The 16,824-nt window shown below is 57.6% G+C and carries 16 protein-coding genes; all 16 read right to left on the reverse strand.

The window, feature by feature from the left end:
- Nucleotides 1-105: 105 nt before the first annotated feature.
- Nucleotides 106-447 (reverse strand): 50S ribosomal protein L19, encoded by a 342-nt coding sequence (gene rplS / locus ACGHP1_RS08115; RefSeq protein ID WP_022257134.1) that lies wholly within the window; start codon nt 445-447, stop codon nt 106-108.
- Nucleotides 448-662: 215 nt separating this feature from the next.
- Nucleotides 663-1,307: a TIGR03936 family radical SAM-associated protein gene (locus ACGHP1_RS08120; protein ID WP_390508899.1), complete on the reverse strand. Its 645-nt coding sequence runs from the start codon at nt 1,305-1,307 to the stop codon at nt 663-665.
- Nucleotides 1,282-3,144 carry a TIGR03960 family B12-binding radical SAM protein gene (locus ACGHP1_RS08125; protein ID WP_390508901.1) on the reverse strand — a complete coding sequence of 621 codons (1,863 nt, stop codon included), beginning with the start codon at nt 3,142-3,144 and terminating at the stop codon, nt 1,282-1,284. Before ACGHP1_RS08125 ends, ACGHP1_RS08120 begins: the two co-directional genes overlap by 26 nt.
- A gap of 65 nt (nt 3,145-3,209) precedes the next feature.
- Nucleotides 3,210-3,695 carry a hypothetical protein gene (locus ACGHP1_RS08130; RefSeq protein WP_005941904.1) on the reverse strand — a complete coding sequence of 162 codons (486 nt, stop codon included), beginning with the start codon at nt 3,693-3,695 and terminating at the stop codon, nt 3,210-3,212.
- Nucleotides 3,692-4,270: a M23 family metallopeptidase gene (locus ACGHP1_RS08135; protein ID WP_390508903.1), complete on the reverse strand. Its 579-nt coding sequence runs from the start codon at nt 4,268-4,270 to the stop codon at nt 3,692-3,694. Before ACGHP1_RS08135 ends, ACGHP1_RS08130 begins: the two co-directional genes overlap by 4 nt.
- Before the next feature lie 46 nt (nt 4,271-4,316).
- Nucleotides 4,317-6,704, reverse strand: coding sequence for a polyphosphate kinase 1 (gene ppk1, locus ACGHP1_RS08140; protein ID WP_390508906.1), 2,388 nt, complete (start codon nt 6,702-6,704; stop codon nt 4,317-4,319).
- Nucleotides 6,705-6,745: 41 nt separating this feature from the next.
- Nucleotides 6,746-7,105: a ComEA family DNA-binding protein gene (locus ACGHP1_RS08145; protein ID WP_390508908.1), complete on the reverse strand. Its 360-nt coding sequence runs from the start codon at nt 7,103-7,105 to the stop codon at nt 6,746-6,748.
- A gap of 66 nt (nt 7,106-7,171) precedes the next feature.
- Nucleotides 7,172-8,002: an HAD family hydrolase gene (locus ACGHP1_RS08150; protein WP_390508910.1), complete on the reverse strand. Its 831-nt coding sequence runs from the start codon at nt 8,000-8,002 to the stop codon at nt 7,172-7,174.
- Nucleotides 7,999-8,931 carry an RluA family pseudouridine synthase gene (locus ACGHP1_RS08155; RefSeq protein ID WP_097775648.1) on the reverse strand — a complete coding sequence of 311 codons (933 nt, stop codon included), beginning with the start codon at nt 8,929-8,931 and terminating at the stop codon, nt 7,999-8,001. The genes ACGHP1_RS08150 and ACGHP1_RS08155 overlap by 4 nt, the downstream gene beginning before the upstream one ends.
- Before the next feature lie 3 nt (nt 8,932-8,934).
- Entirely contained in the window at nt 8,935-9,420 is a 486-nt protein-coding gene (lspA, locus tag ACGHP1_RS08160; protein WP_390508912.1) for a signal peptidase II, read from the reverse strand.
- Nucleotides 9,421-9,510: 90 nt separating this feature from the next.
- On the reverse strand, nt 9,511-12,306 hold the full coding sequence (gene ileS / locus ACGHP1_RS08165) for an isoleucine--tRNA ligase (protein ID WP_207698042.1): 2,796 nt from the start codon (nt 12,304-12,306) through the stop codon (nt 9,511-9,513).
- Nucleotides 12,307-12,345: 39 nt separating this feature from the next.
- On the reverse strand, nt 12,346-13,179 hold the full coding sequence (locus tag ACGHP1_RS08170; RefSeq protein ID WP_242959295.1) for a DivIVA domain-containing protein: 834 nt from the start codon (nt 13,177-13,179) through the stop codon (nt 12,346-12,348).
- A gap of 21 nt (nt 13,180-13,200) precedes the next feature.
- Nucleotides 13,201-14,019 carry a S4 domain-containing protein gene (locus tag ACGHP1_RS08175; protein WP_390508915.1) on the reverse strand — a complete coding sequence of 273 codons (819 nt, stop codon included), beginning with the start codon at nt 14,017-14,019 and terminating at the stop codon, nt 13,201-13,203.
- Nucleotides 14,003-14,467, reverse strand: a complete 465-nt coding sequence (locus ACGHP1_RS08180) for a cell division protein SepF (RefSeq protein WP_044953672.1) — start codon at nt 14,465-14,467, stop codon at nt 14,003-14,005. The genes ACGHP1_RS08175 and ACGHP1_RS08180 overlap by 17 nt, the downstream gene beginning before the upstream one ends.
- Before the next feature lie 110 nt (nt 14,468-14,577).
- Nucleotides 14,578-15,891, reverse strand: coding sequence for an HlyD family efflux transporter periplasmic adaptor subunit (locus tag ACGHP1_RS08185; protein ID WP_242959946.1), 1,314 nt, complete (start codon nt 15,889-15,891; stop codon nt 14,578-14,580).
- A 5-nt stretch (nt 15,892-15,896) separates the two neighbouring features.
- On the reverse strand, nt 15,897-16,817 hold the full coding sequence (gene miaA, locus ACGHP1_RS08190; protein ID WP_097777813.1) for a tRNA (adenosine(37)-N6)-dimethylallyltransferase MiaA: 921 nt from the start codon (nt 16,815-16,817) through the stop codon (nt 15,897-15,899).
- Between the last annotated feature and the right edge of the window lie 7 nt (nt 16,818-16,824).

Consider the following 16,824-nt stretch of genomic DNA (forward strand, 5'->3'; position numbering starts at 1 on the left):
TCGCAAGAACGGTGCCTGCAAAAAGCCGCATTTTTTCCGAAATTTTGATAAAGAAAAAAGGGACAACAAGGTTGTCCCTTTTCTCCCGTTTCAAATCGGGGATGATCAAATATCGCTCTTGACCTTGGCAGCCTTGCCCGTACGACCACGCAGGTAGAACAGCTTTGCGCGGCGGACCTTGCCCTTGCGGACAACGGTGACCTTCTCAACGAAGGGGCTGTTGATGGGGAAGACACGCTCGATGCCAACACCGTAAGCAACGCGGCGAACGGTGAAGGTCTCAGCAACGCCGCCGTGCTTCTTTGCGATCACAGTGCCCTCAAAGGCCTGAATGCGCTCACGGTCGCCTTCCTTGATACGAACATCAACGCGGACGGTATCGCCAACGTTGAACTGGGGCTTTTCAGCCTTGATGCTGCCTTCAGAAATAATCTTCAGTGCGTCCATTTTTGAATCCTCCATTTGTTTTTAGACGTTCATACACGGCACTTTGCCGTCAGAGGACCGCCCGTTTAATGATATTGTCATTAACCCCGCTGTGGTCTCAGCGGACACTAACGCCTAAATAGGATATCACAAAACCCGCGTGAATGCAAGCGTTCTGACCAAAATAAATGCAAAAATTTTCTGTTTTGCCCAACAGACAGTCTTTCACGCTCCGATCAGACAAACAGCTGCTTATCTGCCGTCAAAAACTTTTTGCGCAGGATGTTGGCGCTGACGGCAGGCAGGCCGAATTTTTCTTCCAGAAAGCCGGTCAGCAGCGAGGGGTTCAGGTTCAACTCCTGCGCAGCGGGCAGGCACAGCTCAATGTGCAGGCTGTCCCCCTCCGTGGTGTACTTCACCTTGGGCAGATATTCCTTCAGCTCAATGATCTTGTTGCCTTTTTTGCCGTGCTTTTCCACCGGGGCGCTTTCCAGCGCGTTGTACGCATCCAGCGCCGCCGCCGCTGCCGCCGGGTAGGTGATGCGATAGCATGCGTAGGCAATGAGGTCCGCCTTCATCTGCACCGGGCCAACGTGCGTGATCACGATGCCTGCGGGCATGATGGCATTGAGGGCCGCTTTCCACTGTTCAAAATCCGGGGCTTCCGCTTCGGTCTTGACGTCCACGCACTCGCACTCGCTCTCCTGCCCCAGAGAAAGCGGGCAGGCAAAGGTCATATAGATGTGGGGATTGAAACCCAGCGTATGCCACACCGGCAGGCCGCTGCGCTTGAGCACCCGCTGCATCACCCGCTGCAGGTCCAGCAGGGAGATGTAGGAGGCCTCATTCTTTTTCTCAAACGAGATTCTGACTGTAATCAAAGCAGGGACCTCCTAACAGATGATTTGCACCGCAGCCGTGGCAGGCACGGTTGCAGGGCTGGGTGGTCTGGGCGGCAAGAGCCTTTTGGTACTCCCGCACCAGATATTCGTGGGTGACGCCGTAATCCATGTGGGACCAGGGCGTTACCTCGTCCAGACCGATGGGCCGCTGGCAATAGAATGCCGGGTCGATGCCCAAATCGGCAAAGGTCTGCAGCCATGTGTCGTACTTGAAGCACTCTTCCCAGCCGTCAAAGTAGCAGCCGCGCTTGTAGGCTTCCACAATGACCGGGGCAAGGCGGCGGTCGCCCTTGGCAAACACGCCCTCCAGAAAGCTGGTGGTGCTGTCGTGGTAGTTCACCTTGATCTTGCGACTGCGCACACTTTCCAGCAGGTGCTTCTGCTTGGCGCGCAGCATTTCTTCAGTGTCCATGGGCACAAACTCAAACGGCGTATGGGGCTTAGGCACAAAGCAGGCACAGCTGATGGTCACCTGTACACCCTTGCCCTTGCCGCGCTTGGGCAGCGAATAATAGAGGTCTACCACCTTCTGCGCCGTCTCTGCGATGCCCTCAATGTCCTCCATGGTCTCAGTGGGCAGGCCCATCATGAAGTAGAGCTTGACCGAGGTATAGCCCGCGTTGAATGCAATGGTGCAGGTCTTTTCGATCTCGTCCCATGTGACATTCTTGTTGATGACGTTGCGCAGGCGCTGGGTGCCGGCTTCGGCGGCGAAGGTCAGGCCGCTCTTGCGCACCTTGGTGGTCTTTTCAATGAGGCTCTGGGAGAAGTTGTCCACGCGCAGCGAAGGCAGCGACAGACTCACATGCTCCTTGGGTGCCCACTCGTTCAGATCGTCCAGCAGCTCTTCCAGCTGGCCGTGGTCAGAGGTGGACAGGCTGGAAAGGCTCAGCTCTTCATAGCCGGTGTTAGCGCACAGCTCCTGCGCCGCCCTGTTCAGAAGGCCCGCGTCACGCTGGCGCATGGGACGGTACAGAAAGCCCGCCTGACAGAAACGGCAGCCACGCACACAGCCGCGCAGCACCTCGATGCTGGCGCGGTCCTGAATGGCACCCACCATGGGCACCACGAAATTCGTAGGCGGGGCAAACTCGTTCAGGTCCTTGATGATTGCCTTGGTGATGCGCGCCGGGATGCCCGGCTCATTGGGGGTGATGGCCTTGACCCGGCCATCTTCGTAATACGCCACATCGTAGAACGCCGGAATATAGACGCCGGGGATCTTTGCAATGCGCAGCAGCAGCTCCTTTTTGGAGACGCCGCCCTCCTTCTTGGCCTTTTCGATCTCGGCGCAGATGCCGGGCAGCTGGTTTTCGCCCTCACCCAGCTGGACCACATCAAAAAAGTCCGCAATGGGTTCCGCGTTGCAGGCACAGGGGCCGCCCGCCACGATCAGCGGCCAGCTTTCATCGCGATCCTTGGAATAGAACGGGATACCCGCCAGATCCAGCATAGCCAGAATATTGGTATAGGAAAGCTCGTACTGCAGGGTGAAGCCCACTGCATCAAAAGCGGTGAGCGGATCCTTGCTCTCCATGGTGTAGAGCGGCAGACCAAGACGCTCCATCTCGGCCTTCATATCCAGCCACGGCATAAAAGCACGCTCGCACCACCAGTTTTCGTGGCTGTTGAGCAGCTCATACAGGATCTTTTCGCCGAGGAAGGACATACCTACCTCATAGGTGTCCGGAAAGCAGAACGCAAAGCGGACATCCACTTTTTCTTTGTCCTTATATACACTGCCGGGTTCTCCGCCGGTATAACGACCAGGCTTCTGTACCCGTCCCAGTGCTTCTTTCAGTTTTGGATCAAACATCGAGTCCTCCAATAAACAGTCCATTTTTACACGTCATTTTATTGTACCCGAAATGAGCTGTTTTTTCAATCATTTCCCTTAAACTTTTTGCCTGCACGCCGCATTTCGCACAGGCAGGACGCCAGCTGTGCCCCATCCAGCGGTGGAACGGGCAGCAGATTGAATCCCCCGGTCAGCAGATTTGCCGCCCAGAAGGCACTGCCGCGGATGGTCAGTTCCTGTTCCAGCCGCAGTGCCCAGATGCCTGCCAGCATGAAATTGACCGCCGGGCCTACAGCAGCCAGCCAGAAGAGCCGCCCCGGTGAAAGGCCCCGGGCCGGAGCGTCCATCCGCATACAAAAGCCAGTCATGGTCACCTCAATGACCGGAAAGCGGCGCAGAAACACACAATACACCAGAATGTGCCCGCACTCGTGCAGGAACGCCGCCAGCAACCCCAGCCGCAGAAAGCCGCTTGCATCAAAGTAGAGCAAAAAATACAGTGCGCTACACAAAAGCAGCGGGTCGCGGAACACCAGCGGCCCCAGCTGCCGGGAATCATGCAGCTTCATGAGGAAAGGCCCAGCGCATCCGCCGGGTCACAGGCTGTTCCCTGCCGGTACAGTTCAAAATGCAGGTGTGCTCCCGTAGCGCGCCCGCTGCGCCCTGCTGCGCCCAGCAGCTGCCCTGCTTCCACCACCTCGCCCGGGCGGACATAGGCGTACTGCAAATGGGCGTAAAGTGACTCGCTGCCATCTGTATGGAGAACACGCAGACAGGTGCCATAGCTTGTGCTGCGGTATGCCTGCACCACCGCACCGCCTTCCGCAGCAAGCACTTCTGTTCCCTCTGCACAGGCAAGATCAATGCCCTTATGGAACGTCCTTTCCCCGGTAAAAGGATCCTGCCGCCAGCCGTATCCGTCCGAAACACGGTACTGTGTGGTATCCAGCGGGAAACAAAGCTTCCCCGTTTTTTTCTGCGCCCGCACCGGAAGCACCAAGCACCCCAGCAGTCCGGCTAAAACTGCCAGAAAAATCACCCTCCGTCTGGGCTGCTCCCTGCCGTGCCCGGCTCGTCCCCATCGCTTTGCCCGCACCTTCTGCCTCCCGCCTTCCGTTTGCTTTTTATTTATGCAGGCAAACACGCAAAAAGACCCGGCAGAGGGTTTGCTCTGTCGGGTCTTGCAAATATTATCTGCGTAACTTGAAAAAATCCAAAATCCGTTTCAGGCGGCTTCTGGGGGCGGGTGTCTCCACCACCACCGGCTTTATCGGCTTGGCTGCAGGGGCAGGCTGCGGCTCTGTACGCTTTTTATGATTGACCATCTGTTCCAGCTGGTCAAAGCGGTCGCCGCTTTCCGGTGCCGCAGCAGATTCCGGTTGAGAAGCTTCTGCCTGTTTTGCAGCGGGAGCCGCTTCCATTTTCGCAGGTTCTGGCTTTGCTGCTTCGGCAGAAGGTTCAGGCTGTTTTTCCTGCACAGCGGCAGAAAGCTTCCAAGGCTCCGGCTGCGTCCAGTCATTTTTCAACAGCTCATACATGCCCATCTGGCCGTTCACCAGTGCTTCGCCCTCAGCGGGCTTTACCTTCTGGTAGCTGCCGTCCGGGCGCATCTCGCGGGCATTGACATTATCCCGCAGCTGCAGCTGCAGAATGTCGGTAAGCTTCCGCACCAGCACGGGATCCTCCACGCGCACGCCCACCTCCACGCGGCACTCGGTGTTGCGGGTGAGGAAATCGCCGGATGCAATATAGATGCGGGTATGTGCACCATCGAAGAAGCTGTAAATGCGGCCATGCTCCAGATAACGACCCACAAGGCTGCGGATATGCAGGTTCTCCGTCTTGCCGGGCACGCCGGCGCGCACGCAGCAGATGCCGCGCACGATCATATCAATGCGCACACCGGCACAGCTGGCTTCCTGCAGCTTGAGGATGATATCCCGGTCGCTGATGGAATTGTTTTTCAGGATCATGGATGCCGGACGGCCCATGCGGGCGGCGGCAATGACACGATCCATCTCTTCCAGCAATACGCTCTTGAAGCGCAGCGGTGCTACCAGCATCCGGTCGCTCTCCTCAGTCAGCTTCTGCACGGCAAGGTTCTGGAACACATTGGAAGCTTCCTCGCCAATGCCATGGTCTGCCGTAATGAAGGAATAGTCCGTGTAAAGCTCACTGGTCTTTTCGTTGTAGTTGCCGGTGCCGATCTGGGTGATATAAGAGTAGCCCTCTTTGCTCTTTTTGGTGATAAGGGTCAGCTTGGAGTGCACTTTGTAATCATCAAAGCCATAAATGACCGTACAGCCTGCGCTTTCCAGCTGCTTCGACCAGTCGATATTGTTCTGCTCGTCAAAGCGGGCGCGCAGCTCCACCAGCGCCACCACCTCTTTGCCGTTCTCAGCGGCTTCCATCAGCGCCTGCACGATCTGGGACTCCCGCGCCATACGGTACAGTGTCATTTTGATGGAAATGACCTCAGGATCATGGGCAGCCTTTTTGAGCATGGCAATGAAGGGCCGGATGGACTGGTACGGATAGCTGAGCAGCACATCGTGCTTCTGCACCTCAGCGGCAAGGTCGTAGTCCGGCGGCGGCAGCATGGGCCGTGCAGCCGGGTAGAACAGTTCCGGCCGCTCCTCCGCTTCCATGCGGCCGGTGAGCTTGTAGAAAAAGCTCAGATCCAGCGGGCTTTTCTGCTCGAACACCCGTTTATGGGTGAGCAGCAGACGGTTGCACAGCAGGCGTTCTACCTCCGGGGCCGGGGCAGGCGTGATCTGCAGACGCACCGCAGCCAGCTTGCGGCGGCGCTTGAGCAGCTCGGTCATGATCTCGCGGTAGTCGATATCATGATCCATCATGCCCTCTTTTACGTCGATATCCGCATTGCGGGTAACGCAGAAAAGGCATTTTTCCTGAATCGTCTCTTTGCCAAAGATGCTGGCCGCAAAGTGCAGCACCAGCTCTTCGGTAAGTGCAAACTGCGTTTCGCCGTCTTTTTTTACAACGTGCATCCGTTCCATCTGGCTGGAAATGGGAATGATGCCAAGGCTCTGCCCTGCCGGGTGTTTTTCCTTGAGCAGAACGCCAAGGTAAATCTCCTTATTGCGCAGGAACGGGAACGGATGGCGGTTATCCACGATCTGCGGGCTGAGGATGGGGAACAGCTCCGTTTGGAAGTACTTCTTCCAGAAGTGCTCGTCCTCCTTGGACAAGTGGTCAAGATCCACCTTGCGCCAGCCGCACTCCGCCAGTGCTTCCAGCGCCTTTGCATAGTATTTATCGCACTCCTCCTGCAGCTGTGCCGTTTTGGGCATGATGGCAGTCAGCTGTTCCGCCGCGGACATGTTGGTCTTGTTTTCCCTCTTGACCTTTTTGCCCTGTTCCTGTTCCAGATTGGCGCGCTCCTGCAGAGAACCCACGCGCACCATAAAAAACTCGTCCAGATTGGAGCCGTAGATTGCAAGAAATTTGACCCGCTCTGCAAGCGGAACATTTTTATCTTTGCCCAGCGCAAGAACGCGCCGGTTGAAATCCAGCCAGCTCAGTTCCCGGTTGATAAAAATGGTATCGTCACTCATAATCATTCCCCTTTTTGCTGCGCCGGGCCGCCGGCTGCGGCTCAGCTCACGGTTGCCATTCCTGCCCAGGAATCCACAATGGACTGTGTCAGGCCCGGAACATTGGCTGCATCTTCTACCCGTTCAAACGGGCCATTCTGCGTCCGGTAATCCAGAATCGTCTGTGCGCGCTTTTCCCCTACGCCCGGCAGTGTGCACAGCGCAGAGAGATCAGCAGTGTTCAGATCCACCAGCACATACTGTTCCAGCCCGGTCGTATCCGGCAGGACCTGCGGTTCGGCAGCCTGCAGCGGCACGGCAAAGCCAAAGGCCAGCACTGTGCACAAAACCACCGCCGCCAGCGACAGCGCAAGAAAGAGTTTTTCCTTCTTTTGCAGGACCAGAAGATGCGTTTCTCTCATTGTACCTGACTTTCCTCCAAAAAGAAAGGCTTCTGCGAAAGAATTTGCAGAAGCCTTGCACAAATTTTACGCCAAATTTTCAGCATCCCGCACCATACGGTACAGCACTTCCACTGCAGAACCTGCCGCAGCATCGGTCAAAGTGACCTTTTGGGCAGCAAGACGCAACTCAGCCGGGGCATCCGCAGCTGCGGTGCTCTGGCTGGAAGCGCGCACCATGTCCAGCATAGGCAGCCCTCCGGCAAGTACCAGCACATCTTCCGGGTCGATGCCCACCGGCATACACACGGCATCCAGCATTTCACGGCCAGAGACGGTTCTGGGGGTCAGGATCAGCGTATCCGCTGCGGCACGCTCGCCCAGCAGCACCGCTGTGCGGTCGCCCAGAGATTTTTCCAGCAGCGAGATCATGGGCACTGCCTTGCTGTCCTGATACAGCAGCACCCGCAGCACTTCTTCCCCCTTGATGTCTGCCGCGTTTGCCAGCAGATAAGGGGTCCATTCCTGCCGCAGATGACGCTCCAATGCCTCGCTCATGCGCAGCACGCGGGTGGTACCGTCGGTCATCTGCAGGGCAATGCCCACGCCCTCTGCCACCGGCAGGCGGGCGAACAGGTCGGCATCCTGCCCGGCAAAGGTGCACAGCGGCTGGCGGGTGCCATCGGAAAAATGGTAGGCCATGGCACCGCCGCACACCAGCGCAGGAGCGCTGAGCCGCACACTGCCCAGAATGGACCGCACTGCCCGCGGCGTGCGCTGGGAAAACACCGTAAAACGTCCGCCGCGGCGGACGAACAGCTGCAGCACATCCCGCACCACCTGCGTCAGGTTGCCGTCGGAACCCAAAAGCAGATGGTCCAGATCACACAGTACAAGCGTTGAAGAAAGATGGTTCATACCGTTCCCCTCCTGAGCGTTGCAAGAAAACGAGTGAAGTATTCCGGCAATTCCGAATCGAACCGCAGATGTTCGCCGGTGATCGGGTGCACAAAGCCAAGCGTTTTGGCGTGCAGGCACTGGCCGTGCAGGCTGGTGATGCAGTTGTGCGGGCCGTACACCGGGTCGCCCGCCACCGGGTGCTGGATGGATGCCATGTGCACGCGGATCTGATGGGTGCGGCCGGTCTTCAGGCGGCATTCCAGCATGGTAAAGTTGTTCAGCCGTTCCAGCACCTGATAGCCGGTATAGGCATATTTGGTGTGCGGCTCACTGGCCGGGTAGACCGCCATCTTTTTGCGGTCGGTCTTGCTGCGGCCCAGATTGCTTTCCACAAAGCCCTCATCTTGTGCAAAGCCGCCGTACACGATGGTGCGATACGCGCGCTCCACACTGTGCACCGCCATCTGCTGGGAAAGGCCGATGTGCGTTGCATCGTCCTTTGCCACCACCAGCAGTCCGCTGGTGTCCTTATCGATGCGGTGCACGATGCCGGGGCGGATCTCGCCGCCGATACCGGACAGGCTTCCCTTGCAGTGCCACAGCAGCGCGTTCACCAGCGTGCCGTCCGGGTTGCCGGGAGCCGGGTGCACCACCATGCCTTTGGGCTTGTTGACCACCAGCAGATGCTCGTCCTCATAGACGATTTCCAGCGGGATGTCCTGCGGCACGGCCTCAATGGGCTTTGCGTCCGGAATTTCCAAAACGATGGTGTCGCCCGCCTTGAGCTTCAGGCTTTTGGCAACCAGCCTGCCGTTGCACAACACATGACCGTCGGCCACCAGCGCCTGCAGAGCAGACCGGGAAAGGCCGGTGTCCTCGCCGCTCAGAAAGCGGTCGATGCGCTGGCCTGCCGTCTCCTGCTCCACCACAAATTCACGCTGTTCCATGGCTCACTGCTCCTTCGGGGACTGCCCGTTCTCAGCGTGCAGCTCTTCCAGAAAAATTACCAGCACCCAGAGGCCCACGCCCACACACACGCAGATATCCGCAAAATTGAACACCGCAAACTGCATGAACAGCAGATTGATGTAGTCCACCACCTCGCCGTTGAGCACACGGTCGATCAGGTTGCCGATGCCGCCGGCAAGGATCAGCAGCAGCGCAGCCTGCTGCAGGTATCTGCCGCGGCTGCGGAAGAACAGCCCGTAGGCCACAAAGATCAGCGCTATGCTGGTAGCGATGATGAGGAACAGCTGCTTGCCGCTGAGCAGGCTGAACGCCATGCCCGGGTTGAGCACGAACCGCAGCTCCACCACATGGGGGATCAGCGGCATAGCTCCCACCGGCTGCAGCACATTTGTGGCCCACAGCTTGATGGCCTGATCGATGCCAATGAGTGCCGTTGCCGCGAGCAGATTAAAAACAACATATGCCATAGGATACTCCCAAAATCATTCAGTATAAAAAACGGCGCTCCCCGGTATAAGGGAGCGCCGCCCTTTAAAACATTGTTTTATGCGGAACGCTTAGGCTTCCACAACGCTGGCGCAGCGTGCGCACAGGGTGGGATGTGCGGCATGGCTGCCGATGGAAGAAGAATACTTCCAGCAGCGCTCGCACTTTTCGCCGGTGGCATGTGCAGCAGCAACGCCCAGACCTTCAACAGCGCTTGCAGCGCCGCCTTCGCCCTTGACCAGCTCTACCTGAGAGACGATCATCAGGTCGGCCAGCTCGTCCATGGGGATGCTGTTGAGCAGGCTGTACACAGTATCATTGCAGTACAGGGTGACGGCAGCCTCCAGAGAAGCACCGATGACCTTTTCGGCACGGGCCTGCTCCAGAACCTTCTTCACCTCGTCACGGACGGCGATCAGCTGAGCCCACTTTGCCTTGAAGGCTTCATCGGCGGCATACTGGCCAGCCTTGGGCATCTCCTCAAAGACAACGTACTTGTTCATGCCCTCGGTCTTGGGCATGAAGTCCCAGATCTCCTGACTGGTGAAGCACAGGATGGGCGCAATGATCTTGTCCAGAGCCACAAGGATCTTGTACATGGTGGTCTGAGCAGCCTTGCGGCCTGCGCCGTTGGTGCAGTACAGGCGATCCTTGGTCACATCCAGATAGAAGTTGGACATTGCAACAACGCAGAAGTTGTACACTGCATGATAGACCTTGTTGAAGTCGTACACAGCGTAGCCTGCGCTGGTGTTGACCATCAGGTCATCCAGAGCAGCCAGTGCCCAGCGGTCGATCTCCTGCAGCTGATCGTCAGCCACACAGTCGGTGTTGGGATCAAAGCCGTCCAGATTGCCCAGAATGAAGCGGGCGGTGTTGCGGATCTTGCGGTAAGCCTCGCTCAGCTGCTTGAAGATGTTCTTGCCGGCACGCACATCCACGGTGTAGTCGGAAGAAGCCACCCACAGACGGATGATATCAGCGCCGTAGTCCTTGATGATCTCGCTGGGCTCCACGCCGTTGCCGGCGCTCTTGTGCATCTGCTTGCCCTGCTCATCCACGACCCAGCCGTGGCACAGAACAGACTTATAGGGTGCGCAGCCCTTGCTTGCAACGCTGGTCAGCAGGCTGGACTGGAACCAGCCGCGGAACTGGTCGCCGCCTTCCATATACATATCAGCCGGGAAGCGCAGTTCCGGACGCTCCTCCAGCACAGCGGCGTGGGTGGAGCCGGAGTCGAACCAGACGTCCATGATGTCGGTGTCCTTGGTCCACTCAGAAGCACCGCACTTTTCGCACACTTCGCCTGCGGGGATGATCTGCTCGGCTTCGTACTTATACCATGCATCGGAACCCTCCTTGCGGAACAGGTCGCTGACAGCCTTGATGGTGGCATCGGTGATGTGGTAGGTGCCGCACTTCTTGCAGTAGAATGCAGGGATGGGCACGCCCCAGGTGCGCTGGCGGCTGATGCACCAGTCGTTGCGGTCGCGCACCATGCCCTTCATGCGGTCATGGCCCCAATCCGGCATCCAGGTAACGGTATCGATGGCCTTGTAGACATCCTCGCGGAACTTTGCAATGGAGCAGAACCACTGTTCCGTTGCACGGAAGATGATGGGGTGATGGCAGCGCCAGCAGTGCGGGTACTGATGCTTGATGTGCACCTGACCCATGACAGCACCGGACTCGGTCAAATCGGCCAGAATGGTCTTGTTGGCAGCCCACACGCGCTGACCCGCATACTTGCCGGCCAGCTCGGTCAGATAGCCGCCATCGTCCACGGGGACGGTGATGGGCACCTGCGGATACTTCTGGCAGACGTTGAAGTCGTCCACGCCGTGGCCGCCTGCGGTATGGACGCAGCCAGAACCGCTTTCCAACGTGACGTGATCGCCCAGAATGACCCAGCCCTCCTTGGGCAGGTAGACGTGGTTGTAGCGCATCAGCTCGAACTCGGTACCGGGGACCGGCTCGCCCACGATCTCGTAGTTCTCGATGTGGCAGGCATCCATGACGCTCTTGACCAGTTCGGTGGCCATGATGTGGAACTCATCGCCGATCTTGACGAAGGAGTACTCGAACTGGCCGTTCAGGCAGATTGCCTCGTTAGCGGGCAGAGTCCAAGTGGTGGTGGTCCAAATGACGAAGTAGGTCTTGTCCATCGGAATGCCGTGCTTTGCCAGCACACCGTTGGGGTCCTGAGAGACGTGGAAACGCACGAAGATGGAATCGCAGTCGTCCTCGCCGTACTCGATCTCGGCCTCTGCCAGAGCCGTGCGGCAGTCCGGGCACCAGTACACGGGCTTCAGGCCCTTGTAGATGTAGCCCTTCTTTGCCATCTCGCCAAAAATCTCGATCTGGCGTGCCTCGAACTCAGGCTTCAGGGTCAGATACGGATGCTCGAAATCGCCGATAACGCCCAGACGCTTGAACTGGTCGCTCATGATATCGATGTGCTCAGTAGCAAACTTTTCGCAGATCTGGCGCAGTTCCAGCTTGGAAATGTCCTTCTTCTTATCACCGACGGAGGACAGAGCCTTCAGCTCGATTGGCAGGCCGTGGGTATCAAAGCCGGGCACATAGGGAGCCTGGAAACCCTCCATGTTTTTATCGCGGATAATGATATCCTTGATGATCTTGTTCAGGGCAGTACCCATGTGGATATTACCGTTTGCGTACGGAGGGCCGTCGTGCAGGATGAACTGCGGCTTGCCCTCGTTGTGCTTCATGAGCTGATTGTACAGGTCGTTGTCGTCCCAATCCTTCAGCATGACCGGCTCCTTCTTGGGCAGGCCGGCACGCATTTCAAACAGGGTCTTGGGCAGGTTCAGAGTACTATCGTACTGCGATTTGTTCTTAGCCAATGGTTTACACTCTCCTCTATATTTCCTTATGGGGTTGCCTTACTCGCTGAACTTGACACCCTGAAAAGCATCGTAGTCCGGCTCGTCCGGCTTAAAATCAGCAGGAGGCGCGGGCGGCGGGTCCAGCTTGAGCTGGCTCTCATCCTTTGCCCAGAAATCCTCGCTGCTGTCAGCTGCCTTGTCGTCGTCATTTTCAACAACGGCAGCAGGTTCTGCATCTTCCTGTGCAGGCTGTGCAGGCTCTGCTTCCGGCTCCTGCACGTCCGCTGCCTGCGGCTGGGCTGCAGCGGCAGGCTCACTTTCCTCTGCAGCAGGCTCTGCCTGTTCGGCATCCTGTGCAGCCGTTTCCTTCTGGAACTCCGGCAGACGGCTCAGCGACTCCACATGGCTGCGGTACAGGTTGAGCACATCAGACTTGAAGCGGGTCACTTCCAGACGCACGCGGTCATACTCGCGTTCCTCTGCAAGGCGCTTCTCGTTTGCTTCGTTCTCGATCTCGTCTGCACGGTCGTTTGCCTTCTGCAGCAGTTCGTTGGCATCGCGGATGATATCATCACCGCGCAGATTTGCACGATGGATGATCTCTTCTGCTTTCTGGTTTGCTTCGCGGATGACATTTTCGCCCATGCGCTGTGCATTGATCAGCGCGCTCTTGAGCATTTCACCATCTGCCTCAAAGCTCTTCAGTTCATCGTGCAGCTTCTGGTTTTCAGCAGTCAGGTCCGCAATCTGCTTGCGAAGCTGTTCCGCCTGCGCATCGTCTTCCCGCAGCTGTTCTTCCACCTTATCCAGAAAACGGTCTACGTCCTCTGTGCGGTAGCCGCGGAGGTTTTTCTCAAATTGCACAGAACGGACATCCTGCGGAGTCAGCATAGTCATTTCCTCCCGTTGCTTTTAATATTGAAAAAATTCGATGATTGACCGATCTTTTCTGCTTTTGCCGGGCAGTGCAGTCAGGTTGAAGCGGCCCTTGCCGCGTACCGTGAACACATCGCCCTCATATACCTGCGCATGAGGTTTATCCGCCGGCAGGTGGTTGATCTCCACCCTGCCCGCCTCGATCAGTTCCGAAGCCTGTCCTCGGCTGCAGTGCAGCATAGCTGCCAGCACAGCGTCCAGCCGCAGGGACGATACCGTTGCACTGTGCATCTCACGCTCCGCCTGCGGAAACTGCGGCACCTCGTCCAGCGTCAGCAGTTCCGTGGTCAGCTCCGTGTGTCCAGCCTGAAACAGTTCCCGGCAGATCAGCTGTGCTGCCGGTTCCAGCGCAAACACATAAGCTGTGCCCGGCTGATCCTCCGGCAGAACGATATCTCCCAGCGCCTCGCGCCGCAGCTCAAGGCCCATCAGACTGCCCAGGTAATCCTTGTGGGCGGGCAGCGCAGCCCCCGCCTGTGCACGGCATTGCAGCCGCACACAGCAGATGGGTGCTTCGCCGCAGCTGTACTCCGGCTCGATACAGAGCACCTTGCGCTCCGCATTCAACCAGCCGCCCTCAAACCGGAAGCCCTCCTGCACACCGGCACGGCCCAGTGCCGCGCGGGCCAAGTCCTGCTCGCGGTCACTCAGGAAAGCCGAATACCGCGCAATGTCCCGGGAAAAGGCCGTGTGGGCCAAGTCCTCGATATGGCGCATGAGATAGCGTTCTTCATCGGTACGCGCAGGGATGAACCCGCGCGCCGCCTTGGGCTGCGGATCAATAGAACGCGCCATTGTTTTCCAGCTCGTCCAGCAGATCACCCATGATATCCACGTTGTACGGAGTGATGATGAAGGTGCTGTTGGCCACGCGCTTGATCTGGCCATTGTTTGCATATGCAACACCGGACAGGAAATCCACCAGACGGCGGGACACTTCCTTGTTGGTGGACTCCAGATTGAGCACCACGGTGCGCTTGTTGTTCAGGTGGTCAGCAATGGTACTGGCATCCTCAAAACGCTCAGGCTTGACCAGAACGACCTTGAGCTGAGTGGTGGCATTGATGTTGACCACCTTGCCGTTCTTCTTGGCACCCTCAACAGGCTCTTCATTTTCGTCGTCAGCACCAAGGCCGATGCCATTGTTATTGTTTACCATCTGGGGGCCATCGTCAATGTACTGATCCTCGTAATCGTCTTCCTGGTCAAACAGACCTTTCTTAATGCTGTCAAGCAAAGACATACAATCTGCTCCTTTCATTCGGGCAGCATGGCGCTGCCTGGCGTTCTTTGCAAATAGATGCAAATAATAGCTTTATCTATTATCGGATTTTTTGCCTCAGATGTCAATAACTACAAAAGCTTTCCATCATACAAATTTTGTCCGGAAACGATTATTTCATCATAAAGCCTCACCTTGCTGACCGAGCCCTCGGTCCCTTCGGGCAGAACAAGGATGTAATCGCCGTCCGTGATGAGGGGATGGTCTGCGTCCACCGGGTCGATCGGGCAGAAGCGGGCAATGTTGCCAAGTTTCACGTACACACCGGGAATGTAGTTTTCGCCCTGCGTTTGTGCCTCGGTGCCATCCTCTTTTAAATAGTGCACAGCCGCAGCAGGCACCCGCAGGCCGCTGCGCTCTCCTACCGAGATGCATGCTGCAGCCCGGTTCAGGCAAAGCACATCGCCGTTGATGGAGTTGCAGGAAAGCACAAAGCGGGCAAGGCCGCTGTCCTGATCGATCTCCACCTCGGTGACGGTGGCCTTGAGGCTGTTCTCCACCTGACCCGGGAAGCTGATCTCCACCGCTGTGCTCAGCGGCTTGCCGTTCTGACCCAGCAGCTTTTCGCCCTGCTTTGCAGTGCACACGCCCACATAGCGCCATGTGAACCCTGCCACGATCTTACCGGCGCAGCCGTCCAGTGCCAGTACTGGGTCGGACTGCAGATAGCCCTGCAGCTCCTGTGCGTTCAGTGCAAGGATATCATCGGCACTGGCATTGAGCCGTCCGCTGCTGGAAGAGCGCACAAAATAGCCGGTCTGCGGTGCAGTGATCTGCGCCGGGCTGCCCAGCTGCGCCTGCACGCTCTGGGACTGCTGGACCAGCGCAGTGATCTGATCGGTAAAGTTTGCAGCTTCGCCCGTTACCACCCAGAGCTTGTTCTGGGCCAGCAGGTAGGCATTGGCATCATCATCCACCGCTTCATAATCGCTGTCGTCCAGCGTATCCAGCAGGTCATACAGCGCAGAAGAACGTTCTTTTAAAAGGGTATCCAGCTGCAGCGCAGAAGTGTTCTGCGATTTCTGCAGCAGGTCGATCTGATCATTCAGCTGGTTCAGCTGCAGGCGCAGCGAAGCCTGCGAAGCGTTGCTGTACACCTCTGCTACTGCGGTGCCCGCTGAAACGCGCTCGCCGTCGGCAGCAAGATATCCAAGGTTTCCGCTGCCTGCCACATAGCTTTCGTCGAACAGCAGAACTCCGTCGGCTTCCACCGTATCCGAAATGACCGCAGGCAGCGCAGTCTCATAAACATTCTGCGGGAACAGGATATGTGCGGCCTGATACACCACATAAATTGCTGCCAGCAGCAGAAACGCGATCAGCACGCCTGCCAGAGTGGTAAGCACATGCGGCGCATGGCGTTCCTTCTGGGTCTCATCCGGCATATCGATCATCCTTTCGCTAAAAATTCGCTAGTTTTGCGGATGGCAGTCTGCACTGCATCCGGTGCACCGGCATCCAGCCAGACCACACCGTCCATATGGCGGAACCAGGTCAGCTGGCGCTTGGCATAGTTGCGGGACGCCTGCTTGAGCTTTTCCGTGCAGGCTTCCAATGGAGCCGTCTGCTCAAAATACGGAAAGAACTCCTTGTATCCGATGGCCTGCGCTGCCGTGCGGAAGCTTTCCCGGTTCTGCCAGACATGCTCCGCTTCCTTTATAAGGCCCGCTTCCAGCATTTTGTCCACACGCAGGTCAATGCGGCGGTAAAGTACCGCGCGCTCTGGGAAATCCAGACCGAGGATCAGGCTGCGGTAGGGCCGCTCCGGTGGGAGAGACTCCGCCTTCTGTTCGCTCAGCTTTTTGCCGGTGGCACGATAATGTTCGAGTGCGCGCAGCACCCGCACCTGATTGTTCGGGTGGATAGCCGCAGCAGCTTCCGGGTCGGCCTGCTTCAGTTCTTCGTACATGGCAGCACCGCCTTTTGCAGCCAGTTCCGCCGCCAGCTGCTCCCGCAGACCGGCAGGTGCTTTTTCCTCTGTAAAGCGCACCCCATACAGAAAGCTCTGAACATACAGCCCTGTGCCGCCCACAAGGATGGGCAGCTTCTTCCGGGCAGAGATCTCTTCTTCCAGCTTTCCGGCCATGGCGGTAAAGTCTGCCACGCTGAAAGCCTTGTCCGGCGTAAGGATGTCCACGCCGTGATGCGGGATACCGCAGGTTTCCTCCGGTGTCACCTTTGCCGTGCCTATGTCCAGACCTTTATAGATCTGCATGGAATCACAGCTGATGACCTCGCCGGAAAAATGTTTTGCAAGTTCTACGCCCAGCGCTGTCTTTCCGGTTGCGGTAGGGCCGACGACGGCCACCACGGGATGT

The organism is Faecalibacterium sp. i21-0019-B1 (genome assembly GCF_042852915.1).
Taxonomy (GTDB): Bacteria; Bacillota; Clostridia; order Oscillospirales; family Ruminococcaceae; genus Faecalibacterium; species Faecalibacterium taiwanense.